The 23,942-nt window shown below is 37.8% G+C and carries 25 protein-coding genes and 1 pseudogene; 13 read left to right on the forward strand and 13 right to left on the reverse strand.

The window, feature by feature from the left end; genetic code table 11:
* Positions 1-32 precede the first annotated feature (32 nt).
* The 5 genes from SB679_RS01635 to SB679_RS01655 form a co-directional block, all read right to left on the reverse strand.
* A complete protein-coding gene (locus SB679_RS01635) occupies positions 33-827 on the reverse strand; it encodes a helix-turn-helix domain-containing protein (RefSeq protein ID WP_410700499.1) in 795 nt (264 codons plus the stop codon).
* 75 nt (positions 828-902) lie between these two features.
* Complete coding sequence (locus SB679_RS01640) at positions 903-1,484, reverse strand: nucleosidase (RefSeq protein ID WP_410700500.1); 582 nt, start codon at positions 1,482-1,484, stop codon at positions 903-905.
* Positions 1,485-1,496: 12 nt separating this feature from the next.
* Positions 1,497-2,195, reverse strand: a complete 699-nt coding sequence (locus SB679_RS01645) for a DsbA family oxidoreductase (RefSeq protein WP_410700501.1) — start codon at positions 2,193-2,195, stop codon at positions 1,497-1,499.
* Between the two features lie 87 nt (positions 2,196-2,282).
* A complete protein-coding gene (locus SB679_RS01650) occupies positions 2,283-3,449 on the reverse strand; it encodes an MFS transporter (protein WP_410700502.1) in 1,167 nt (388 codons plus the stop codon).
* A 2-nt stretch (positions 3,450-3,451) separates the two neighbouring features.
* On the reverse strand, positions 3,452-4,378 hold the full coding sequence (locus SB679_RS01655; protein WP_410700503.1) for an alpha/beta hydrolase: 927 nt from the start codon (positions 4,376-4,378) through the stop codon (positions 3,452-3,454).
* Between the two features lie 157 nt (positions 4,379-4,535).
* On the opposite strand from SB679_RS01655, the gene SB679_RS01660 reads away from it, so the two are divergent.
* Positions 4,536-4,910: a winged helix-turn-helix transcriptional regulator gene (locus SB679_RS01660; RefSeq protein ID WP_410700504.1), complete on the forward strand. Its 375-nt coding sequence runs from the start codon at positions 4,536-4,538 to the stop codon at positions 4,908-4,910.
* Positions 4,911-4,940: 30 nt separating this feature from the next.
* Here SB679_RS01660 and SB679_RS01665 read toward each other — a convergent pair whose 3' ends face one another.
* Positions 4,941-6,131, reverse strand: a complete 1,191-nt coding sequence (locus SB679_RS01665; RefSeq protein WP_410700505.1) for an MFS transporter — start codon at positions 6,129-6,131, stop codon at positions 4,941-4,943.
* Between the two features lie 175 nt (positions 6,132-6,306).
* Here SB679_RS01665 and SB679_RS01670 point away from each other — a divergent pair, with 175 nt between their 5' ends.
* Together SB679_RS01670 and SB679_RS01675 are read left to right on the forward strand one after the other, a co-directional pair.
* The gene (locus tag SB679_RS01670) at positions 6,307-7,059 is read left to right on the forward strand and encodes an NUDIX hydrolase (protein ID WP_410700506.1); all 753 of its coding nucleotides are present in this window, start codon (positions 6,307-6,309) and stop codon (positions 7,057-7,059) included.
* Positions 7,060-7,137: 78 nt separating this feature from the next.
* A complete protein-coding gene (locus SB679_RS01675) occupies positions 7,138-7,869 on the forward strand; it encodes an MBL fold metallo-hydrolase (RefSeq protein WP_410700507.1) in 732 nt (243 codons plus the stop codon).
* 17 nt (positions 7,870-7,886) lie between these two features.
* Here SB679_RS01675 and SB679_RS01680 read toward each other — a convergent pair whose 3' ends face one another.
* Positions 7,887-8,228 (reverse strand): helix-turn-helix transcriptional regulator, encoded by a 342-nt coding sequence (locus SB679_RS01680; RefSeq protein ID WP_410700508.1) that lies wholly within the window; start codon positions 8,226-8,228, stop codon positions 7,887-7,889.
* Between the two features lie 515 nt (positions 8,229-8,743).
* On the opposite strand from SB679_RS01680, the gene SB679_RS01685 reads away from it, so the two are divergent.
* Together SB679_RS01685 and SB679_RS01690 are read left to right on the forward strand one after the other, a co-directional pair.
* Positions 8,744-9,337 carry a Crp/Fnr family transcriptional regulator gene (locus tag SB679_RS01685; protein ID WP_410700509.1) on the forward strand — a complete coding sequence of 198 codons (594 nt, stop codon included), beginning with the start codon at positions 8,744-8,746 and terminating at the stop codon, positions 9,335-9,337.
* Between the two features lie 20 nt (positions 9,338-9,357).
* Positions 9,358-9,816, forward strand: coding sequence for a PPC domain-containing DNA-binding protein (locus tag SB679_RS01690; protein ID WP_410700510.1), 459 nt, complete (start codon positions 9,358-9,360; stop codon positions 9,814-9,816).
* On the opposite strand, the gene SB679_RS01695 is transcribed toward SB679_RS01690, so the two are convergent.
* The 6 genes from SB679_RS01695 to SB679_RS01720 all read right to left on the reverse strand — a co-directional run bounded on the left by SB679_RS01695 (position 9,813) and on the right by SB679_RS01720 (position 16,587).
* A complete protein-coding gene (locus SB679_RS01695) occupies positions 9,813-11,945 on the reverse strand; it encodes a DEAD/DEAH box helicase (RefSeq protein ID WP_410700511.1) in 2,133 nt (710 codons plus the stop codon). The two genes, SB679_RS01690 and SB679_RS01695, sit on opposite strands and share 4 nt — an antisense overlap.
* The gene (locus tag SB679_RS01700) at positions 11,942-13,258 is read right to left on the reverse strand and encodes an ATP-binding protein (protein ID WP_410700512.1); all 1,317 of its coding nucleotides are present in this window, start codon (positions 13,256-13,258) and stop codon (positions 11,942-11,944) included. Before SB679_RS01700 ends, SB679_RS01695 begins: the two co-directional genes overlap by 4 nt.
* Entirely contained in the window at positions 13,251-14,729 is a 1,479-nt protein-coding gene (locus SB679_RS01705) for a tellurite resistance TerB C-terminal domain-containing protein (protein WP_410700513.1), read from the reverse strand. Before SB679_RS01705 ends, SB679_RS01700 begins: the two co-directional genes overlap by 8 nt.
* A gap of 47 nt (positions 14,730-14,776) precedes the next feature.
* Positions 14,777-14,902, reverse strand: coding sequence for a hypothetical protein (locus SB679_RS01710; protein WP_410700514.1), 126 nt, complete (start codon positions 14,900-14,902; stop codon positions 14,777-14,779).
* A gap of 130 nt (positions 14,903-15,032) precedes the next feature.
* The gene (locus SB679_RS01715; protein ID WP_410700515.1) at positions 15,033-15,659 is read right to left on the reverse strand and encodes a CatA-like O-acetyltransferase; all 627 of its coding nucleotides are present in this window, start codon (positions 15,657-15,659) and stop codon (positions 15,033-15,035) included.
* Between the two features lie 85 nt (positions 15,660-15,744).
* On the reverse strand, positions 15,745-16,587 hold the full coding sequence (locus tag SB679_RS01720) for an AraC family transcriptional regulator (protein ID WP_410700516.1): 843 nt from the start codon (positions 16,585-16,587) through the stop codon (positions 15,745-15,747).
* A gap of 165 nt (positions 16,588-16,752) precedes the next feature.
* Between SB679_RS01720 and SB679_RS01725 the strand changes: the two genes are divergently transcribed.
* From SB679_RS01725 to SB679_RS01760, 8 genes and pseudogenes are all read left to right on the forward strand, one after another.
* Entirely contained in the window at positions 16,753-18,120 is a 1,368-nt protein-coding gene (locus SB679_RS01725; RefSeq protein WP_410700517.1) for an amidohydrolase family protein, read from the forward strand.
* 6 nt (positions 18,121-18,126) lie between these two features.
* Positions 18,127-19,236, forward strand: coding sequence for an L-dopachrome tautomerase-related protein (locus SB679_RS01730; protein WP_410700518.1), 1,110 nt, complete (start codon positions 18,127-18,129; stop codon positions 19,234-19,236).
* A 113-nt stretch (positions 19,237-19,349) separates the two neighbouring features.
* Positions 19,350-20,192, forward strand: a pseudogene (locus SB679_RS01735) (aldo/keto reductase).
* Positions 20,193-20,215: 23 nt separating this feature from the next.
* Positions 20,216-21,067: an NAD(P)-dependent oxidoreductase gene (locus SB679_RS01740; RefSeq protein WP_410700519.1), complete on the forward strand. Its 852-nt coding sequence runs from the start codon at positions 20,216-20,218 to the stop codon at positions 21,065-21,067.
* A 64-nt stretch (positions 21,068-21,131) separates the two neighbouring features.
* On the forward strand, positions 21,132-21,521 hold the full coding sequence (locus SB679_RS01745) for a DoxX family membrane protein (RefSeq protein ID WP_410700520.1): 390 nt from the start codon (positions 21,132-21,134) through the stop codon (positions 21,519-21,521).
* Positions 21,522-21,561: 40 nt separating this feature from the next.
* On the forward strand, positions 21,562-22,017 hold the full coding sequence (locus tag SB679_RS01750) for a PPC domain-containing DNA-binding protein (RefSeq protein ID WP_410700521.1): 456 nt from the start codon (positions 21,562-21,564) through the stop codon (positions 22,015-22,017).
* Positions 22,018-22,055: 38 nt separating this feature from the next.
* Positions 22,056-22,652, forward strand: a complete 597-nt coding sequence (locus SB679_RS01755; RefSeq protein ID WP_410700522.1) for a Crp/Fnr family transcriptional regulator — start codon at positions 22,056-22,058, stop codon at positions 22,650-22,652.
* Between the two features lie 88 nt (positions 22,653-22,740).
* Complete coding sequence (locus tag SB679_RS01760; RefSeq protein WP_410700523.1) at positions 22,741-23,817, forward strand: SDR family oxidoreductase; 1,077 nt, start codon at positions 22,741-22,743, stop codon at positions 23,815-23,817.
* Positions 23,818-23,942 lie beyond the last annotated feature (125 nt).

A 23,942-nucleotide genomic window follows, 5' to 3' on the forward strand; every position in this document is an offset into this window, starting at 1 on the left:
ATGAAAACCACGAACATTGTAAAAATGGAAACTTAAATAAACAGCCAGATCGTATTCTGTTCTGTATCCACATGTTCAAAGAACTTTCCGGGACTTATTTTGGTCAGCTCTCTAAAATCTTTAATAAGATGCGACTGGTTATAAAAAAGATGTTCATAGGAAAGCTCTGTGAGGTTCCTGGACTTTTTATTTGAAATCAGCACGTTACGGAATCTCTGGATTTTCCTGAATTCGGAGGCCGGTTTTCCTAAATAGCGTTTCGAGATTTTATTGAGGTACTGCCTGGTAATGTTGTTTTTGGCAGCAATTTCTTCAATACTGAGTTCAGACTCAAAATCTTCAAGGATTGTATATGGCAATTTTAATGTTTTCTGTTGGAATTTTGAAATCCAGTAGTTTTCCAGCATTTCAATCTGTTTTTTCCTTTCAGTTTCCTTTAGAATATCTTTCATGATTTCTTTAAAATCTGAAAGGTGGATCTTCTGCCGTAGATCTTCAGCGCTGTCAGCTTCAAAAAAATGATACATCCCTAACGGTTTATAATAAACGGTAATTTCATTAACGGACTGCACATAACAAATTTCAGTAGGCACGGTACATCGGGAAACAAAGTCAATCACCACATTTTCCGAAGAAGACCTATGGATTTCCAGCCAGCCTTTATCCTGAGTAATAACTACATCCTGACAAGCCGACAGAATAAAATAATTATCCGGAAATGTGAGGTATCGGACCGGTTCATGAACTTCGTCTTTTTCCATGAAATAATATCCTTCCATATATTTTTTAAGAATAGGATGAACCGGCTGGTAAAAAGTAATTTTCATAGTGTGGACGAAGAAACGTAAAAATACAAATAGAAAATAAAATCCTGAAGTTTTTCTTCAGGATTTGTTGATAAATTATGAGAATAATATTTTCTTAAAAGCCTCGGAGGCTAAATGCACCTGTACTGCCCAATCATCTGCGGCATCGCTTCCTGCATCGTCTGAAATGTATTTTAAACACAGAAACGGAATATTTTCCTTCATTGCGACTAAAGCCAGCGGATAGGCTTCCATATCTACAATCGTATACTCTGTTTCGGAGTGATTCATTTCAAAACTGTCTCCGCTTCCACAAATTCCTTCGTGTAAACCTTGCATCTGGTAGCCATATTCCAAAACGGGAGGAATTCCGGACAGTGGTGTTTCATACAAACTGAATCCAAGTCCTCTGACATCCATGTCGCGTTGGATAAATTTTGTACAGCATACTACCTCGCCTTTCTGAAAACTTTGGCTGCCTGCTGAACCCAGATTGACAATTAACTGAGGTCTTCTGAGATGAATTTCTTTTGTCAGTTCGATAGCGGCATTTACTTTGCCAATACCGGTAACCAGTTTATTTTTATCATCAAAAACTTTTCCTGCTTCCGAATCTAATGCAAATACAAAAAGAGTATCTGAAACAGAGTATTGAAGTTCGTCGTTAATCTTTATCATCAATACAATAGATTAAATGCTACATCCATCGGCATCACATGAAGCACCGCCGTCAGAAAGATCTTTAAATGGACTTGCCGTTTCATTGTACGTCTGTTGCAGGGCGTTTACAAAAGTTTCCACAGGCTGTGCTCCTGAGACTGCATATTTGCCGTTCAGTACAAAAAAAGGTACGCCTGTAATCCCATTGTTTTGGGCATCAGCAATATCCTGATTAACCTCTTGATCCAACGTATCAGAACTTAAGACTTTTTGTGCTTCTTCTTTATCAATTCCCAGCTTTTCTGCAATAGAAACCAAAAGATCAATAGATCCCACATTTTCACCGTCAATGAAATGGGCTTCAAATAATGCTTCTTCGACTTCTGAAGAAAGGTTATGTTTTTTCGCCAAATGAATCAATCTGTGCGCTGGAAATGTATTGGTAATTAATGCTTTTTCAAAGTTAAAATCAATTCCTGCCATTTGTCCCATCTGTGCTACCTGGCTTACCATCTGGCTCGCCTGAGCTTCGGGAATCCCCTTTTTTTCCTTAAAATATTCTATGGTAGTTTTTACTTCGGAAGGATTCAGGGTTGGGTCCAGCTGAAAGCTTTTCCACTCTACTTCTACTTCATTTTTAAAGGGTAGTTTTTCAAGGGCTTTCTCAAAATTATGTTTTCCGATATAGCAAAAAGGGCACATTACATCAGACCAGATCTCTATTTTCATTTTTTCTTTTAATTTTAATTCTTGATCGATTTTTTAATCTTATCAAAATTAAGGCATATCATCCATTGTAACAAGAGTTATTACAATTTATTGCTGACAGGGAAGCATTATTTTTTCTCTTCTTTCCAAAACTGTTCTCACGATCATCATCAGGAAAGCCAGCAGGCCGAAAACAAATCCGATCCACGGATTATAGGCCACTCCCTGAGAGACAATCATCCAGCCGCCTAAAGTAGTTCCTAATGTAACTCCCAGATTTCCGAAGGAAGTGGCCAGGCTATTGGCAAATTCCATGGAACCCGGTACCGAAGATATCATGTAAGTGGAAGCATTCAGGAAGCTTGGAGAATACATAAATCCCCAGATGACTATACAAATCATATTACTGATTAAATGATCACCTGATATATACAGTAAAACAGGCATGATTAATGTTCCGGAGAGAAAAAAAGCAGTTGTTTTAGGAATACTTTTGCTCAACATTTTTCCGGCAATCCAGTTTGCAAAAACACCAACAATTCCGAACAGGAAAAGCATATAACTGACCATGGTCCCATCCATTCCTTTTGCCTTGTTCAGGTAATCTGCAAAATAGCTGTAGGTAGAAAACCATGCGGTGATCATGAAAAAATTCATGGCTGTACTGGTTATAAAAACAGGCTGCGTCAATATTTTCAGCTGACTTCCGTATGATTTTTTTTCTTTTACCGGCATAGAAGGAAGCGATATGTAAATTGCAGCCAATGCAATAATACTTACAATGGCTTGGATAATGAACGAGTATTCAAAAGTATACATACTGGCTACCCACGTTGCAAAAGGCACTGTTGTTACCATCGCGATCGCTACTCCACTGAACACAATCCCCATAAGCTGATTTTCATGTTTTTTATCTGCTTTGGAAATCGCAACTGATAAGGCCGTCGCAATATAAACCGGCTGTAAAAATGCAGGTAAAATCCTCACCAGCATCAGCAGCCAGAAAGGTGGTGAGAATGAGGAAACGGCTCCTGTAACAAGAAATACAGCAATGGCAGCCAAGATAAGTTTTTTACGGTCAAAACCTGAGGTCAGTAAGGTCATAAAAGGTCCTGTAAGTGCAATAATTAAGGCAAAAGCACTTAACAGATATCCTGCTTTATCAATGCTAATTTGATAATGTTCAGCAATCTGTGGCAGGATTCCAATAACTCCAAATTCGGTGGTGATGACGGCAATAAACCCTAAACATCCTATGTAAGCAAATTTCTTCATTTTTACTGTTCTAAATTTTTATGGGTAAAGACTGCAATTTCGTCTATAGCGGTTTTTGTTTCATTCAGAACAGCGCCCATGTGCATAAAACCATGCACCATATCTTTATAAAAACTGGTTTGCACAGAAATACCTGCTTCTTTCATATGCTGTGCCAGTTCTTCCCCTTCATCTTTTAAAGCATCATGTTCTGCTATAAGAACTAATGTAGGCGGTGTATTTTTAAAATCTTTTATTAAAATCGGAACGGCCAATGGATCCGGATTGTTTTTCCCTTCCGGATGATACCATTCCCAGGCCTGGATACCACCTTCCTTGTTTAAAACAGGCCCCGTTTCATAGATTTCCCATGATTTCGTATTGAGTTGGTTATCAGCGGCCGGATAGATTAGTACCTGAAATTTAAGCAGTTCCCCTACCTGTGCTGAAACACTCGTTGCAAGGGCTCCTCCTGCACTGTCGCCTATAATTCCGATTTGATCCCTGTCAATTCCCAAAGCTTCAGCATGATCGGTAGTCCATTTGACGATGTCGATACAGTCATTCAGACCTGCAGGAAAAGGATGTTCCGGGGCAAGTCGATAGTCTACAAAAATGATGACCGATTCTGTTTGATTGGCTAATTTCCGAACCACCGCATCATGGGTTTCAAAACTACCGGCAATGAACCACCCGCCGTGAATGTAAATAATGGCTGATGATTTTTGAGTGGTTTTTCCTTTCGGACGATAGATACGAATGGGAATCTGATGATTTTCCTGAGGAATATTCAGTTCTTCTATCATTGCAATCGGCTCCTTCTTTTCACTAAGCTGAAGCGTCATGGTTTCCAGATATTTCCGGGTATCATCTAACGGATCCTGTGCATTGAATGATTGTATTTTTTCTAAATGATTGATGATTTTATTGATAGGTGATGTTAACTGCATTATTGTTTTATTTTTATATTATTAGATTAAAGGAATGTAAGCGCTATGATTCCCCGAACTGCTGACTATTTTCAGTTTCTGAATACAAAATTAGATTTCAAGCCTTATATTTGCACTGTATACAGCTAATTGTATGGTACTAACAAATTTGTAAGCTATGGGGAAAATAAAGGAAAATTCTACGAATAACATCAATAAAAAGTACATACAGGAATGTGACCTATTGTATGCAGTATGCAGAATTGGTGGAAGATGGAAACTCTTGATTTTGAATAGACTTAAAGATGGGAAGTTGCGTTTCAGTGAAGTCCGCGATCGTATTTGTGGCATCACCGAACGAATGCTTACTCTACAATTAAGAGAGCTGGAAAAGGAGGCACTTGTAAAAAGGACGGTACATGCACAAGTACCGCCAAGAGTTGATTACGAGCTCACTGACATAGCCAGAGAGCTGATTCCAATATGGGAGGAACTGGAAAAATGGGGAAATAAGCACAAAGAATTACTTCATGGAAATAACCATGAAAATTAAAATTTAAAAAATGTACAATTTGTTGTAAGGCTAAGATTGAGATGCATTAACTCTTCTGCTGAACAGCACATGAGCGATTAATGCTAACAAACCAAAACTTGCTCCTACCAAACAAACGCCATCCCACTGGGCATAATGCCAGGCAACAGAGGCCAGCCAGGTTCCCAAAGAGCCTCCTATAAAATAACATACCATATACACAGTGTTCAATCTGTTGACTGCATTGGTTTTTATTAAGAAATAATTGGTTTGGTTCATAATATGACTTGATTGTACTCCAAGATCAACTAGGATCACGCCTACAATCAGCCCCCAATATGTTTCTCCTGCAAAATAGGTGAATCCCCAGCTTATTAAAACAATCAGCAATGCATATACAATGATTCTATTGATATCTAAATATTTCTGAAGCTTTCCTACTTTAGCCGCTGCTAAAGCACCTACAGCACCTGCCAATCCGAAACTTCCGACAACTGATGCCCCTGCATTGAACGGAGGTTTTTCCATATGAAAGACTAACGTTGTAAACAAGGCACACATCGATCCGAAAGCCATAGCTCCACGAAAAGATGCCAGCTGTAAAATAGGCTGTGTTCTTGCTAAATGAGCCACAGAGCGCATCAATTCTTTATAACTGCCTTTGAAATTAGGCTGCATTTCTGGAAGCATTTTATACACGGCCAGCCACACCAGGGTCATGAGTCCTGCGGCAATCCCAAACATGGCTCTCCAGCCCCAGACATCACCCACAATTCCGCCTATAAATCTGGATAAAAGAATTCCCAATAACAAACCTGACATTACGACTCCGATATTGGAAGATTTTTCTTTATCAGAGGAGAGTTCTGCGGCAATCGGAATGAATAACTGAGGGATCACAGACGTTGCACCAATCAATAAACTGGCTGCATACAGCATCCATAATTGAGTCGCGAACGTCATCCATAATAATGAACCGAACACTAAAAAAAGATCAATGAGAATCAGTCTTTTACGAAAGAATTTATCTCCCAACGGAACAATCATTAATAATCCAACAGCATATCCCACCTGGGTAAGAACAGAAATTTTACTGGCTGCACTTTCAGAAACTTTCAGATCGTTGGAAATAAGGGCCAGTAATGGCTGGTTGTAATAATTGTTGGCTACTACAAGTCCTGAAATAATTGCCATCAGCCAAATTACCGTTCTTGAAATACCGTTCGTAGAGCTCGCCTGCATAGTTATATTAAAATTTGAGCGCAAAGATAAGAATAGAATTACGGATTAAGGAGAATTTCAAATTGTTAATAATGAATGATCTTATTAATACAGTCGATTGAAAACACTCTATAGTAAAGCAATTCCGGACATTTATCATTAAATTTGTGCTATCACCTATTCTCAAACAATAACTATGGATTCTAAAGAACAGATCGTAAAAAGATCAATTGAAGCAAAGGAAATTTTCCTGCCCCACCTTTCTGCCGACCCGGTCATTTTTGGCTTTGACCAGAACGAAATTAAAGTGCTACTGATTAAGACAAATTACAGAAAACTTTGGCTTCTTCCCGGCGGGTACGTTGGAAAAGAGGAAGATCTGGATGAAGCTGTGGTAAGAATTCTTAAGGACAGAGCAGGAATAACAGCGGATGTATATCTCGATGAATTCGGTGTTTTCGGGAAAAGAAACCGGAGCGAACATTATTTTGAAGATTTTGATGAAACTCTTTTTCACAAGCAGCGGTTCATTTCCATAGGATATTATGCGCTGTATAATCCTTCGAGATTCAACCTGGTTCCTGATGAGTTTAGTGAAAGCTGCGAATGGATCTATCTGAGCAAGTTATCTGAAATCGAACTGGCTATGGATCATCGGGAAATCATTGAAAAAGCGCTGCTTACTTTGCGCGAAAAGATCTCTATAAAACCAATCGGTTATAACCTTCTTCCGGAAAAATTTACGCTTTCCGAGCTTCAGAAACTGTATGAAGCGATTTTAGGAAAAGAGCTCAACCGTGGAAATTTTTACCGGAAAATTAAAAATCTGGGTATTCTGAATAAGCTTGAGGAACAAAGACGCGGCGGTGCCCACAAATCTCCGGATCTGTATTCTTTTGATGAAGAAAAATATGCCCAGGCTTTGAAAAACGGATTGAATTCCTGGTAGTCAATCATCGTTTTTACCGATGGATGATATCGAAAAAAAAGGTTTTACAGATTTAGAAATATTGAGGAAATTTGCCTCATGAAAATCATCCCACTTAAAGAAGGCAATTTCTCAGCAAACAAAACGAAAGATTTTACTCTTTTAACGGAAGACAGTTTACCGACTGCTACGGGGATAAGAATGTCTGTTCAGCCTTTTCTTATCATTACGAAAAATGACTATATTCTTCTGGATACCGGTCTTGGATGGAAAACGCCCGAGGGAAAAACCGTACTGTCAGACCTTCTGAAAAAAGAAAATGTAAGACCTGATCAGATCACTAAACTGCTGCTTTCTCATCTTCACAAAGACCACCTTCAGGGAATTATAAAAAATACGGAAAATGGTTTTGAGGCTGCTTTTCCCAATGCGACCATCTATGTTCAAAAGCGGGAATTTGATTTTGCAATGGAAAACAGAGGGAATCCTTCATTCGATTTTGAAACACTTGACAGGCTGACCCAGCTGCCAAATATTGTCTGGATGCATGAAGATCAGGGACAGATATCCGATGAAATTTCTTACCAGGTAGTAGGCGGACACACTCCTTTTATGCAGGTCTTCTGGATCACAGAGAATGGAGAAACTGCATTTTATGGTGCTGATGATCTTCCGCAGGAGTCTTATCTCAAATACCATTTGGCCTATAAAAGTGATTTTAATGGCCGAAAAGCTAAGGAATTAAGACAGATCTGGGAAAAAGAAGCTGTTGAAAACAATTGGAAAGTGTTACTTTATCACGATCTGGATAAAGCTGTCATTGAATTCTAAATTTGTAGTAAACCGGCTTACAGATTATTAAACCATTTATAAATATCAACGTCAGAAGGAATACTGAGTTTTTTTCTAAGTCGGTTTTTCCGGTTTTGTATGGCTTTTGGCGTTACAAAAGTATATGTTGCAATTTCCTTAGTCGTAAGGTTAAGTTTCAGATAGATGCAAAAAATCAGTTCAGAATTTTTTAAATTGGGCTGGATCGTATATATCTTGTTAAAAAAAGCTGGGTATACTAATCTGGATTTATTCAATAGATAAGGAGAATTCCCTTTCGCCAGTGTCATAATTTCATCCTGGAAAAAAAGTTTTTGGCTTAAGTCTTTTATATTGAATTCAGGTTCTTGGTTATTCATAATATGTTCTCATCTCTGCTGATTTCTGTCACTTTTTCTATGTTTATCTGCATCAGTATACATTGTACTTTTCGCACGATGATTTACTATTCTTTATTATTTCTGACACGGATGCCGAAATGAATAAATATCATAGTAAAGCCCGCCATAATCTCTTACCATTGCTCTTTTATGGTTTGCAAAGAAATTTGTACTATTTAGATTCAGCAAAGAAAGAAAAAATGATTAAAATTTTATTGAATTATAATACCACATAGATACCACGATGGAGTCATTGTTGGCCCTTCAATAAAGCTTTTACAATCATCAGTTTTTATTTAATAACAAAAATAGAAGAATTGATCTTCCGTTTTTATGATTACAATCAATACTTTTAAAAAATTATCATTCTGTACCCTTATTTAAAAGCCGTTGTAAATAGTCTTTGTGGTATGTTTGTGGTACCTTATTATAATCAGATTGATGAAAATTATTCTTTCTTTATAGATCATAAAATTTGAAAAAAAATCACTCATATGATCCTTGAAGATCTACTGTTTTCATTTGGAGCCGAAATTATACATTACGAAAAAAATGAAATCCTTTTTCGTGAAGGAGACTTCCCATTGTATTATTTTCAGATCAGGAAAGGCAGCGTGAAGCTGAATAATTACGATGAGCACGGAAAAGAGTTTATCCAGCATATTGCTTCGGCAGGTGAAAGCTTTGGCGAATCCAATTTATTTATAGATCAACCTTATCCTGTTAATGCCCTATCGATCGAGAAAAGCATCATCATAAGAAGTACAAAATCCGGTTTTTTAAAGTTGATCAATACTCACCCGGATATTTTATCAAATATCAATCAATATCTTGCTGAAAGGATGTATGATACGTATATCAGGTTGTACAATCTCTCTTTCCAACATTCAATAGATAAATTAAAATTATTCCTGGATTATCTTAAAAGGCCTCACAACGATACAACGCTCTATTCTTTTCAGATTCCGATGACAAGACAGCAACTGGCTTCTCTTACGGGCCTCTGTGTAGAAACGGTAATACGGACGATCAAACATATGGAAAAGAAAGAAATGGTAAGGATACAAAACGGGAAAATTTTCTATTAAACTGCATAACAACTAATAAGATGAAATCACAATTTTTATATGGAAGTCTCTGGATGGCCAGAAAAATAGAAAACACGTATATTATCAGTATTAATGATGGGGCTTCCATTATCGCTACGCTGAAAGATTTTGTGCAGAGTCAAAAAATTAAAGCAGGAAAAATTTCGGGAGTTGGCGTTATCAATCACGTTTTGCTGCGATTTTTAAGTCCATTTGGAAAGAAATATATTGAGGGGAAAATCAATGCAACATCAGACGCTTCCGATATTTCCGGAAATATTTCAGAAAACGAGGGAAAACCGATGCTGCATTTACATGTTGTTCTCAGACTCAGCGAACATACCGTATTGGACGGTCTTCTTATGGATGGAAAAGTCCGCGGAAAAGCTGAGTTTATCTTACTTCCTATGGAAAATCAATTGGTGATTTCTAAAAACAAAAAGGGATTTCCTTCTTTTCATTTAAACAGCTTAAATTAATTTTCTATACAGCGAAGCCGCTGAAGGTAATCACGACAGCCTTCAAAATCAAAATATCTGGATTTCAATAGCTCAGCCTGGTAGTGTACGGGTAAGTAGATTCCCCATTTTGAGAAATCCAGCATTTTCGGAATATCTTCTGCCATATCTGTCATTATCTTATTCAAATTCATGGCTTCCCAATCGATATTTTTCATGATTGATACAAAGTCAGACTGGGAATGTTCGATTTCAAATAAAATATCTTTATCGAGATGATGATCAATTCCCAATACATTCATGATAAAGCTTAATGTTCTGTTGATTTTTGAACTGGTAAATGAATAAAAAATCAGCTTTTCATTGCTCGATAGCAAAGGTCTGTCCGTTTCAGGATGGTTAATGTCAAATATCGAAAACTCTTTTCTCAGCATGTTTACAATTTCCTGTCCGTCTTTATCTAAAAAATCAAATTCTTCTTTTGAAACAAGAACTTCCAGCATTTTTTGCCTTATTTGATGAGCCGTATCCGCACCGTCACCTAGAAACATAGGCTTCTTTCCATCTTTTGCAGGGATCACTTCTATTTTCTTTGTCTGATAATCGATATTAATGATCTTCCAGATCTTAGCCGATAAATAAATATTTTCATTCTCCCTGATCTGTGGTGACAAAGGTAACTCTCCGATTTTCACCCCCTGATTGCCTACTTTGAAGAAAGTGGGTGTATTAAAGAGGCTGTAAAAATCTTTAGTATTCACTACTTTTTCGCCTTCAATGCCAATGATATATTCATTTCCAAGCTTTTCAAGAAAATCTATTTCCCTGAGATGATCGATAATTTCTTCTGTTTCTTCTGCTGTAATATCCTTAAAAGTAGAATTGTCGGCAAAATCTTCCAGAAGCTCACGTAATGTGATTCCCGACCTGCCTTTAACAATGGAAAGTATCTGATGAACCAATACATCGTAAGGTTTTTTATTCACTGATATCGGTTCAATATACTGCTCTTTATATAAAAGCCAGCATGCCAGAGACTGAATTAGACTCCATTCAGTAGTGGCATATAAAAACAGGTTGCTGGCTTTATCTTCCCGTCTTCCACTTCGTCCTACTCTTTGTATTAAAGAAGCGATACTGTGCGTGGCATCGATCTGTACCACTTCGTCTACATTGCCAATATCAATTCCCAGTTCTAATGTAGAAGTACAGGAAATAGCAAAGTTTTGAAGTGTACTGTTTTTAGCGAAAAATTCCACATACTCGCGGACTTCTTTATCTACCGAAGAATGATGGGCAAAATAATTTTTATGTCCGCCCACTTTGTCGGAGATCTGTTTCAGCTTTACAGCCACTTCTTCTACACGGCCTCTCGTATTTGGAAAAATCAGAACTTTACTTTCTCTTGTTCTTACATACAGGTCTTTAAGAAGGTCCAGCGGAAGTTCCTCAACAGTGCCCGGGAAATATTTAAAAACGGCATTAATAGGCTTTGGAGTATTATCCCTGATGATCTTAGTATTCTCTGAAGTTCCCAAAAAATCTTTCAGTTCAATATACTGGTTGGCATCACTCACGGTTGCCGAAAGCCCTACAATACTGAATTTTTTATGATTAACCTTCTGTAAACGGTTCAGTAAAGACTGCAGGTGTACCCCACGGTCAGAGCCTAAAAAAGAATGAATCTCATCAATTACGACATATTCCAGATCGGAAAATAAATGCCTGACGTTATGTGGTTTGTTGACAAACATAGCCTCGATCGATTCAGGCGTGATCAGCATAATTCCAGCCGGATCTTTGATTAACCGGTCTTTTTGCCCTTTGGAAGCTTCACCATGCCATTTTGTAACAGGAACATCCAGATACATACAAAGCTGTTCTACCCTTGTAAACTGGTCATTGATCAAAGCAATAAGAGGAGAAATGTACAGCACTTTAACACCCTGTTCTTTGAAATTAACCTTTGAAAGAATGGGCAGAAAAGCAGCTTCAGTTTTACCTGAAGCCGTTCTGGATATGAGGACATAATTAGTGTCCGTTGTCATTATTTTTTGGATCGCGGCCTCCTGAATAGGCCGTAAGCTCTCCCACTTTTTATCGCGGATGTATTTCCGGATAGGCTCGGAAAGCATATCGTAGGCTGTCATAATTCTTCAATACTGTCTAATAGGATAAGGTCGCTTGGCCTTTCGTCAGAGATTTCAATTTCCCCGAATAGCCTTCTTTTATCCACTTCAGGATTTTGTCTGATGATGTTTAATATATTGAGAAAATCGCGAATTACTTCTCTTGGCGTCAGAAATTCTGATGCGCCGGGTTTATTGAACATTTCTTCCATAAAAGCAGAAATCTCTTCATCGGTAATATTGAGTTCTGTTTTATAATTGAAATCAAAAATCTCTTTTAATTTTTTCAATAATACAAAGATCTCGTTATGATCCATCGGAGCCAATGTAATGACAGGCTGTGCAAAATCCCTGATTTCAAGGGTTTCAAATTTATTCGTTTCCAGTCTTGATTTTAAAGCCTGATAACTGAACAGTCCTCTCCTTTCATTTTCTAGAAACTTCTTTGTTCCAGCAAAATTGATGAATAAGTTTGATACTTTCCCCTGGAAACAGTCGTTATAGATGGATAAAATTTTCTCGTAATTTTTCTCCCGTGCTGCGGCTGTTGAAATCTTGTACAGGTTAATGGCTTCATCCAAATTAATCATAAAACCGCTGTATCCCATGCTTACAAAAAGTTTGCAGAAATTTTTAAGCATATCATAATAATTTGAATCATTAACGATTTCCCGGACTCCCAGATCCTGCCTTGCTTCGGTTTTAGTTTTATATTCTCCTTTCAGCCATTTTAAGGCATTTCTGCGCAGCAATTCATTATTTTTAATGTAACCTTCATAGTATTTCACAATAACATACCCAAAATCGAAACCACCCACTTCCGTGATCTCGTTAATGGTTTTCATGATAGCATTCTGAATCAATCCGAAGTACTTTTCATTTCGGATCTCTGCCAATGAAATATAATTTTCTTCAGCTGTTTTGGTAATCACCTGCTCGATCCATTTTTCCAGTAACGTCTGTAAGGCGCCGCCTTCAGGCTTGGTTTGGATCGCAATATTGTCCATAATCGCAGCATACAGAATAACGCTCTTTCCATCATTTGAATACAGACGGTTGTCAGGAGTAAAATCTGCATTTGCAACTACGAATTTTTGTTTTAGGGCAACCGTATTCAGAAGATGAAGCATAAAAGATTTTCCGCTTCCGAAATCTCCAATCCAGAATTTTGCCATGCTGTGTCCGTTCTTTACGTCCTCCAAAGCGCTTATAAAAGCAGCAATTTCTTCAGATCTTCCTACGGTAATATGTTGTACTCCGATTTTGGGTACGACACCGCCTACCAGAGAATTGATAATTGAAGTGGCCTCTTTGGGCTTAATATTGTCAGTCATTGTTTAATAGTTTTTTATAATAATCTGTGTTGATGGTAAAGTATTCATCCTCTTCCTCGATTAAAATATCGTCCAGTATTTCGAAACAGCTGTCGTTAATAGAATCGATGGTGGATCCCATAAACAGGTTCTTAGCTTTGATAAATGGTTCAAATTCACTTTGAGGAACACTGAAACTCTGCTTCTCAAAAAGATCAAGGATCTCCTTTTGGATAGCTGTTAAGTTCAGTTCATCCAGATATTTTGATTCCTGAGGTTCAGGATTATGTTGGGTTATATTTATAGTTAATTCGTTCGTGTTGACGGCTTCTTCCGTTTTCACAGATGGCGTTTCATCTTCAGCATCATTAAGGTACTGTCCTAATAATTCAACCGTTCCGGAATGCTGCCTCTGAACATTTTCAATAGCTTCCCGGTTAATCACAATTTTCTTTCTCTTCGGTTCATACAAGCGGCTGGCCATTTCAATAGCGGTTGTAAGCTTTCGGTCTGCAATAAAACTGCTTAAAATCCGCTCAAAGTCATGCAGTTGTTCCTGAGTGGCAAATAAACTTTTCTGAATATTTTTTGCCAAGGGTTTGTTATCAAATTTCGGAGACTGCAGATCCTTATCCAAATAATGAAGATACAGCCGTAGAGAACATATTTTATCATGATCTGCCATGAATTTTGAAGCCTCAAAAAATAAGGCATCAACGGAAGGATTTTTAATATTTACATCCGCAAGACGAAATATTTCTCTTTCAAAAGCCAGCGGATTGGTATAGTCTTCTTTGAGAATATCAAATTTAATTTTCCATCGGCTGGTATTGTTTTCATTCAGAATAATATTTGTTCGGGCATCTGCATCCAGAATATAGTGTTGATTTTCCGGTAAGAAAACCTCAAGCCTGGAAACGATTTTCCTGTTGTACTGGTGCAGAATATCAGGATGATTATAAGTAAAGTCTGTATTTATTTTTCTTTTGATACCATAGACTTCTCTGACATTATTTTCGCATAATTTCAGGATATGATTAAAAATTTCTGCCTGTACAGACTGGAAAGTATAGGTATAATTCAGGCTTTCTTTTCTGTAATTATATTTAAGACATACAATGATTTCTGACAGCTCATCAATCACAGTGGGATATGATTTATTGACAGGAATACATTCGGTATATAGATATTCCACCGCTCTTAAAAACTGCTTTAAGATCTGGATCCTGCAATATTCGATCTCATTGAAAACATTCCCGGCAAATGATAATTTATCTAACAGCGCTGCCTGTTCATCCGTTAAATTAAGCTTTCGGGTATATTTTTTTCCTATTTTCCAGGAATCAGGATCATGAGGCTGGCTCGTAGTTATACTGGCAGCAGGAACCGGTGCTGAAATATTCTCATCAAAACGAATGGGAATAGACGCATTTCCCGAAACATCAATAATGAAATCGTCCTCATTGGCAAAAAAGGGGGTATTACTTGACATAGCAATAGGGGTATTGATTAATGAAATATCTGTAGCTTTTCTTCAAATTATTGAATAACAGCTATATTATCAAAAATACTCCCATGCAAAATTCCTTTTAATGAATTAATTGCTTTATCTGCTCTGGCTTTGGTGGTAACGATCTGTAGATCTGCATTTTCAAAATTAGTCATCTTAAATAAAATTGTGTTTATGATTTATTAGCTTGTTTGATATGAAATCAACTTACTAATATAGCAATATTATTACATCAAATATATCCAGGATTAAGAAAAGTCCCTTACGGTTTTCCGTAAAAATTCATTACATATCCAACTGGCGCTGGAATTCTTCAAGGTATTGGGCAATATGAAGACCATCAGCCAATCCATGATGAGCTTCTACAGAAACAGGTAAATATTTTTTACCCTTACGCACATTAAACTTACCAAAGGTAATTTTCGGAACAGACTCTGTGGGGTCAAAATTAGTGGGATGCAGCAATGCACTGAAAGAGTTCCATGGAACGGTAGAATGTCTTATCAGATCCTTTCCAATATCACCATTTTTCAATCTGAGTCCTGTTGAGTTTTGTACCGCTTGTATTTCGCGCTGCAATCTGTCATTGAAAACAGAAAAATCATTTGAAAAAGGAATATAAGCAAACCCGAAGGTACCGTCTTCCCTTCCAATGGTTGTTCCGGCATGAATGGTATCAAACAAAGCAACTTCTCCGTCAATAATTCGTAGCTTGAATGCATCTACCGTATTGACGGCAACCATTGATTTGTGGAGATAAGCAGCAAAAAAGGACACTCCTTTTTCTTTAGCGTTATGATAGGCTTTTGTACAGTCCACTTCCGTAGTAAACCCAAAATAAGGGCTCTGCATTTTTGAGAAAAAATCAAAATGTTCCTTTCTGTTCCAGTTCTCAAGATCAATAATCTTCATAAATAAGGATTTGTATACACTGCAAATTTCTATAAGTTTTATCGGTTTTACAACTTGCAGCAATGAAAAAATAGGCTAATGAATACTAAACACTGTGCAGTAATTTGAAATGGATCGGACTCATTTTCATCTGCTTTTTAAAATAATTGGTGAGATGACTTTCATCCGTAAACCCAAATTCATAGGCAATCTGCTTCATGGTCATCTGCCCGGATTGGATTCTTCTTTCAATCAATTTTACTTTATAATCCGTAACATATTTCCGGTAAGAAACATCAAAATTTCTTTTAAAATAAGCACTGAAATACGTTTCTGAAATATTGAAATGCTTGGCAATAACCTGTATTCTAATCTGATCCGGATGATAAATATTTTGGTGAATATAAGACGTCAGATCATCTTTTTGAGGAGCATTATTATCAACTCTCACGTTTAAAAATTTGGCGGAGGCTTCACGGATCAATCCAAATAGCGATAAAACCTGAAAAAAAACAATCGGTGAATCTGAAACTTTCTGAAATCGGTTGTATTCTATAATATTTTCAACTGTTTTTTTCAGAATGGTTTTACAAGGTTCATCAAAGATCAGCTTTTCCTCTTTCAACAGTGGATTCCGCATGATATCAGAAGGAGAAGCCGTCACCAGATTATCGGGAGAAAGATGTTTATTGCTTTCAAAATAGCTGTCATTGAACTTAATAAAGCAAAACTTGGTCAATTTTTTGATGTCAAAGAAATGTTCATCATCAGGAGAGATCAAATACAAATCTCCTGCTTTATAAGGAATCAGCAGCTGATTGATATGGTGATTGCCGCTTCCTTTGAAAATATAAACCAGTTCGTAATACGTATGACTGTGTTTGGGGAGAGGGAAAACATCCGTTTCAAAAGTATCAATTTCCAGCGGTTCAAATTGCTTTCGTTTCATCTCTTAAAATTACAATATGTTAACCGGTTTTTACAACCTTAAAATGATTTTTTTTGACAAAATTTGTATACACCTAAAGAAATAGTGGGAAGAATATAAAATTAAGGCTTATATATACCTTTTTCTTTTACCATTTAACACATACCTAACCTTAAATATTTGAATATGAAAATCCTAAAAGAACTATCAGTTATTGTATTTTCAGGACTATTACTGTTTTCCTGTAGCAAACAGAATCAGGAAGCATCAAATAAGGCCATTCTCCTTGAAAATGTACGTCTTATTGATGGAAACGGTGGCAATCCAATAGAAAATACAAGAATTTTAATCAGAGATGGGAAAATTATCCAGATTGGAGCTTCAGTTTCTGATAAAGATGCTTCAGTTGTAGATTTAAAGGGTAAAACAGTTATTCCGGCTCTGATTTCAGCGCATTCCCATATCGGCACATTGAAAGGGACTACCAGCAAAGCGGAAAATTATACCAAAGAAAACATACTTTCTCAACTTAAAAAATATCAGGATTACGGTGTTTTAAATGTGATGGCAATGGGCACCGATCGTCCTCTTTTATTTGAAAGCGGGTTGCGGGATCAATCGGCTAAAGGACAAATTGACGGTGCAAGAATTCATTCTGCGGGATATGGTTTCGGAACGCCGGCCGGAGCTCCACCACTGGATTTTGCCATGGATAAAGTGTACCGTCCCAATTCTGTATCACAGATTCCTGCCGAAATGGACAGCCTTAAAAAAGTAAATCCTGAAATGGTAAAAATATGGGTAGACGATTTTAATGGAAAATATAAAGCTAAAATGAAACCTGAAATCTACCAGGCCATCATTAATGAAGCCCACAAAAGGAATGTAAGAGTTGCCGCCCATGTCTATTACCTCTCCGACCTTAAAAAACTGGTTGCAGCCGGAATTGACGTGATCGGTCACAGTGTGCGGAGCGAAGTCATTGACGATGCAACAATTGCACAAATGAAAGCAAAAAACATCATCTATATTCCTACCCTTTCACTGGATGAATTTGCATTTGTGTATGCTAAAAAACCGGAATGGATCAATAATGAATTTTTCAAAAAATCATTGGAACCTGGTGTTTATGAAATGATCACCTCAGAAAAATACCAGAATGATTTAAAGAACTCCCCTCTTTTTGCAGTTAATACCAAAGCCTTTGAAACCGCAAAACAAAACCTGAAAAAAGTTTTTGATGCCGGAATTCTGGTAGCGATGGGAACAGACAGCGGAGCCATGCCGTTACGTGCACAGGGATTTTCTGAACATTTAGAACTGCAGTTAATGACCGAAGCAGGATTAACACCGCTTCAGGCCATCAGTGTTGCAACAAAAAACTCTGCGAAAGCCCTGAAAATTGATAAAGATTTTGGAACCATTGAAGTGGGAAAAACGGCTGACCTTATTATTGTAGATGCTGATCCTACCAAGGATATTAAAAATACAAGAAAAATCTTCTCTGTCTATAAAGCCGGAAAAGAAGTAAGCAAAGGCCCACTAGCAAAATAATGATATATGAAAAAACTTATTACAAGCCTGTGCATTATAGGGAGCACCACCTTTATTTCTGCACAATCGGATTCTGAAATCATTGCTAAAATTTCACCTCCCAATCCGGATCCTTCCGGTATTGCGGTGAGCTCAACAAACAGGGTCTTTTTAGGATTCCCACGTCATGCGGATAACCATTCAGCGTTTTCCCTTGCCGAATTGATCGATGGAAAACTGATTCCCTTTCCTGATAAAAAAACAGTGTATCCCGGCACTCAGCCTTACAAAGACTGGCTGGTGTCGCCTCATGGGATTTTTATTGATAAAAATGATATTCTCTGGGTATTGGACGATGGTAAAAGAGCCGGAACCAAAGAAATTCCACTTGGTGCGGCAAAAGTAATGGCAATTGACAGTAAAACGAAGCAAATTGTACATTCTATTATCATCCCTAAGCCTGTTTTATCGGATGACTCGCATTATAATGACCTGCGTGTTGATCTCTCTCACGGAAAACAAGGAACGATCTATATTGCAAATTCAGGTTTCGGAGAACGGTATTCACTGGTTATTGTAGATGTCGCAACAGGAAAAGCCAGAGAAGTCTTGCTGAATCATTATTCCACTTCGCCGGAACCGGGATTTATGGGATTTTTAGAAGGAAAACCTCTTGTTTATGATGTTAAACATCAGACTTTTCCAAGTGGCGGTACAGACGGAATAGCAATCAGTCCCGATGAAAAAAAGCTGTACTGGACTGCAATTACTGGACGAAAATTATACAGCATTCCGACTGATATAGTAAGCGATTTCAAGGCAACAGAACAGCAAATTGAGCAAACTGTACACTATGAAGGTGAAAGACCAGCCTGTGACGGCCTCGCCGAAGATGAAAAGGGAAATATATATATTGGTGCTTTTGAACAGCAATCCATCATTAAACGAAGTCCGGATGGAAAATACGATCTAGTTTCACATGACAAAGACAATTATGTCTGGCCCGATGGACTGGCCTACAGAAACGGATATGTGTACGTCACTCTCGGCCAATGGAACCGTCTGCCAGGATTCAACAATGGAAAAGACCTTAGAAAGCCGCCCTATCTGGTAGTAAGAATTAAGGTTGATAGTTGATAGCTTTTGGTCTTTATTTAAGACATTAAATTAAAAATCTGAAGTCTGGAATCTGACATCTAACCTCTACAACAGTCATTTATCCCAAAATACATTTTATATAATAAAAAAAAATGAAATACATTACACTCAACGACAGTATCCAATTACCCTACATCGGTTTTGGAACATACAAAGCAACGGAAGAAGAAGGCATTGTATCCGTAAAATTAGCACTGCAAAAAGGATACAGACTGCTTGATACTGCAGCCAAATACGAAAATGAATCTGCGGTAGGAAAATGAATCAAAGAAAGCGGAATTCCCCGTGAAGAAATCTTTGTTACTACCAAAGTATGGCGGGACAACTTAGGCTATGAAAACACCAAAAAAGCCTTCGAAGAATCTCTTCAGAAATTAGATCTTGAGTATATTGATCTTTACCTGATTCACTGGCCTGCTAATGCAAAGAATTTTGATAACTGGCAGGAAGTCAATGCTGAAACCTGGCGTGCTATGGAAGAACTCCAGACGCAAGGAAAAATACGATCAATTGGAGTCAGTAATTTCTGGCAGGAACATTTGGAAGCGTTGGCAAAAACAGCGAAAGTAATGCCTTCCATCAATCAGATTGAGTTCCACCCCGGATACTGGCAGCCGGAGGTTACTCAATACTGTAAAGATAAAGGAATTGTTGTGGAAGCCTGGTCTCCATTGGCACGAGGTAAGGTTTTTGATAATGAAGTATTGAAATCTATTGCTGCAACCCACAACAAGTCTGTTTCGCAGATTTGTCTGAGATGGTGTATAGAACATGATGCCATAACAATCCCTAAGTCGACAACACCGGAAAGAATTCAGGATAATATAGATATCTTCGATTTTGAATTAAGTCCGGAAGAAATTGAGCAGATCAACGCCATTCCTGAAATGGGTTTCAGTGGTGAACTGCCAAATCATTGGCCGGATATTGTATAATTTATCATTAAAAAAAAGAAAAAATGAACGCAGAAAGAATAGGATTTATAGGACTGGGAAATATGGGTTATCCGATGGCTAAAAATTTAGAAAAAGTAGGATTTCCACTTTCCGTTTACAACAGATCTCCGGAAAAAACGGAGGATTTTAAAGCAAAATCAATTGTTTGCAGCAGTGTTTCAGACCTGGTGAAGAACAGTGATATTATATTCACCATGCTGACCAATGATGATGCGGTACAAGCGGTTTATGAAGAGATCATAACCTCGCCTCTCACAGGAAAGCTGTTTATCGATATGAGTACCATTTCACCACAAGCTTCCGAAAAAATAGCAGATGCCGTCAAAATAAAAGAAGCTTCCTTTATCGATGCTCCTGTCGCAGGAAGCACAAAACCAGCCGCAGAAGGCACCCTGATTATTATGGCGGGCGGTGCAGAAAAAGATCTCGAGCGTTCGATGCCCTACCTGCAGAAATTAGGAAAGACAGTAAAGCATCTTGGTGAAAACGGAAAAGGAATTGCTGCAAAATTATCCGTGAATTACTTCCTTGCAGGGATTTATCAAGGACTGGCTGAAACCGTTTTATTCGCAGATAAGCTGGGAATAGAGCGTACAGAAATGTTGGAAATCATTAATGAAAGTGCAAGCGGAAGCGGAGCTACAAAAGTAAAAACACCATTGTTAACCACAGATCATTATGAACCCGCATTCGCCTTAGATCTCATGCTGAAGGATATTCTTCTCGCTAAGGAGGCCGGAGCAGATTTTCCTTTGTCAAAAACACTCATCGAAACTTATCAGTCAGCTCATGATGCCGGTTTCGGAAAAGATGATGTGATTGGCATTATCAATTACCTGAAAAAGAATAAATAAAAAGTTTGTAATCTTCCCAAGATTTTATGTCTCGGGAAGATTACATTTATCATTACAATAAGCCATGAAAGACTTTAAAACAACATTTTTCTTCTTACGCCTTCCTGTTGCCGTTTCATTAGCAGGACACGGATTGGTAAGACTTCCCAAACTGCAGACCTTCAGTGAATGGATGGTCACCACCATGGAAAAATCGGCCATTCCAACAGCTTTACTTGTACCGTTCAGCTATGTTTTACCCATTGCAGAAGCCATTATTGGAATAATATTATTGATCGGATTTAAAACAAAATATACCTTGTATGCAGGATTGGTGCTGATGAGTATCTTAATATTAGGCAGCTGCTCCATTGAAAACTGGTCGGCTATTGAGGCCCAGTTATTGCACTCATTGTATCTTTTCGGATTGTTTTGGATGTATAATAAATATGCAGCAGAAAAAACGAATTCATAAAAAATTATTCACGCTATTACCAACCTTTCATCAAAATAATATGGAATTTCAAAATTATAAAGGAAACCACTGGACTGCCAGAAAAGTGGATCACACCTACATCGTAAGCCTTCAAAACGAATCTGGAATTGTTGAAGCACTGACAGATTTTGTAACCCGTCAACACATTGAAGCCGGGCAGATTACCGGAATAGGCGCCGTAAGTGAAGCCACCCTCCGATTCTTTGATCCTGCGACCAAAAAGTATGTAGATAAAACATTCAATGAACAAATGGAGGTTACCAATATTTCAGGCAACGTATCTGAATTGGACGGAAAACCTTTACTTCATTTGCATATTACCTTAGGAAGACAGGATTACACCGCATTGGCCGGACATCTTCTGGATGCTAAAATCCGGGGTGCCGGAGAATTCATTTTCTATCCCTTACCTACCAAAGTGATTAAAGTTAAAAATGAGAAAGTCGGTATTAATTTCTATGATTTCGAAAAATAAGTCCTCCCTTTGCACCGCAAAGATTTTATGTAGTATTTTTGAAGAAATATTTCCTGATGTTTGATGTTCTGATTTCACATATCCAAAATAAAGTTGACCTTACCGAAGAACAGAAAAATGAAATACAGTCGTTTTTCATTCCTAAAAAGCTTCGTAAAAAGCAATACCTGCTTCAGGAAGGTGATCTCTGCAGAAGCCTTTCTTTTGTAGCCAAAGGAATTTTAAAATCCTATACACTGGATGAAAAAGGAAGTGAACACATCAACATGTTTGCATTTGAAGGCTGGTGGATCTCGGATTTCAACAGTTTTATCAATCAGGAAAAAGCAGTCCTCAATATAGATGCTATTGAAGATTCTGAGTTGTTGATGATCAGCCTGGAAAACTATGAGAAAATGACTCTTCTGATCCCGGTAATGGACCGGTATTTCAGGATTCTGTATCAAAACAGTCTCGTTACAAAAGACTATCGGCTTATTGTTTCCAATTCTTATACCGCTGAAGAAAAATACACCTATCTCGCAAAAAATAATCCGGACATGATCAAAAGAGTTCCGCATACTCTTATTGCTTCCTATCTTGGACTGACGCCGGAAACCATCAGCAGGATCCGTAAAAAGCTTTCAAAGCAATAGCACTTGATCTATATCAATAAAAATAAATGATACAGGTCAAGTTCCCTGGATTTCTGCCTCCATACCTTTGTAAAAGAAATTTTACAATATGGAAAATAGTAAAAATATAGCACTCGTAGTCGGTGCAACAGGAATTACAGGCAGTAACCTTGCCGAAGAGCTTATTTCACAAGGCTGGACGACCTATGGACTGTCCAGAAACCCCAACAATAATATACAAGGGCTTCATGCTGTAAAAGCAGACCTATTGGATGAACAAAGTCTCATTGAAGCATTAGAGAACATCGCTCCTACACATGTTTATTTTACCACATGGATGCGCAATGATACAGAAGAAGAAAATATCCGAGTAAACAGCGCGTTGGTAAGAAATCTTTTAGATGTTTTATCTTCAAAACAATCCGTAAAGCATGTTGCTTTGGTGACAGGACTGAAACATTATTTAGGACCTTTCGAGGCCTATGCTAAAGAGGGAGTTTTACCTGAAACCCCTGTCAGAGAAGAACATCCAAGATTACCCCTTCCTAATTTTTATTATGCGCAGGAAGATGAAGTATATGCCGCCGCAGAAAGGGACGGATTCACATGGAGCATTCACAGGCCTCACACGGTTATTGGATATGCGGTAGGAAATCTGATGAATATGGGAACTACATTGGCTGTCTATGCCAGTATCTGCAAAGAGACCGGAAGAAAATTCATCTGGCCCGGATCTGTTGCCCAATGGAACGGAGTTTCTGACGTCACTGATGCCAGAATATTAGCCAAACAACTTGTTTGGGCATCAACAACAGAAGCTGCTCAAAATGAAGCGTTCAATATCGTTAATGGAGATGTATTCAGATGGAAATGGTTGTGGAAAAGATTGGCAGACTGGTTCGGTATTGAAGCAGAAGGTTTTGACAGCATCGCCAGACCTCTTGAAAAAGAACTGGAACATGATCAGGATATCTGGACTCAGATCGTGCAAAAATATGGGTTAAAGGAAAATAATCTCGACAGATTAGCCTCTCCATGGCATACAGACCTGGATCTTGGAAGACCGCTGGAGGTTATGGTAGACATGTCTAAAAGCAGAAAACTTGGTTTCAAAGAATATCAGAATACAGAAGATTCTTTTACCGAACTGTTTGAAAAATTAAAAGCGGAAAAATTAATCCCTTAAATTACTCAGGAGCTGTTGATAACAGCTCCTTTTTTATGTAGTAATGGTACAGTTAACGAACATAAACAGCAACCGACAGAACTCCTCCAATGTCACAGGATTTTGTATATTCGTATTCACTTTAA

The sequence above is a fragment of the Chryseobacterium sp. SIMBA_029 genome, assembly GCF_046535275.1.
Lineage (GTDB): Bacteria > Bacteroidota > Bacteroidia > Flavobacteriales > Weeksellaceae > Chryseobacterium.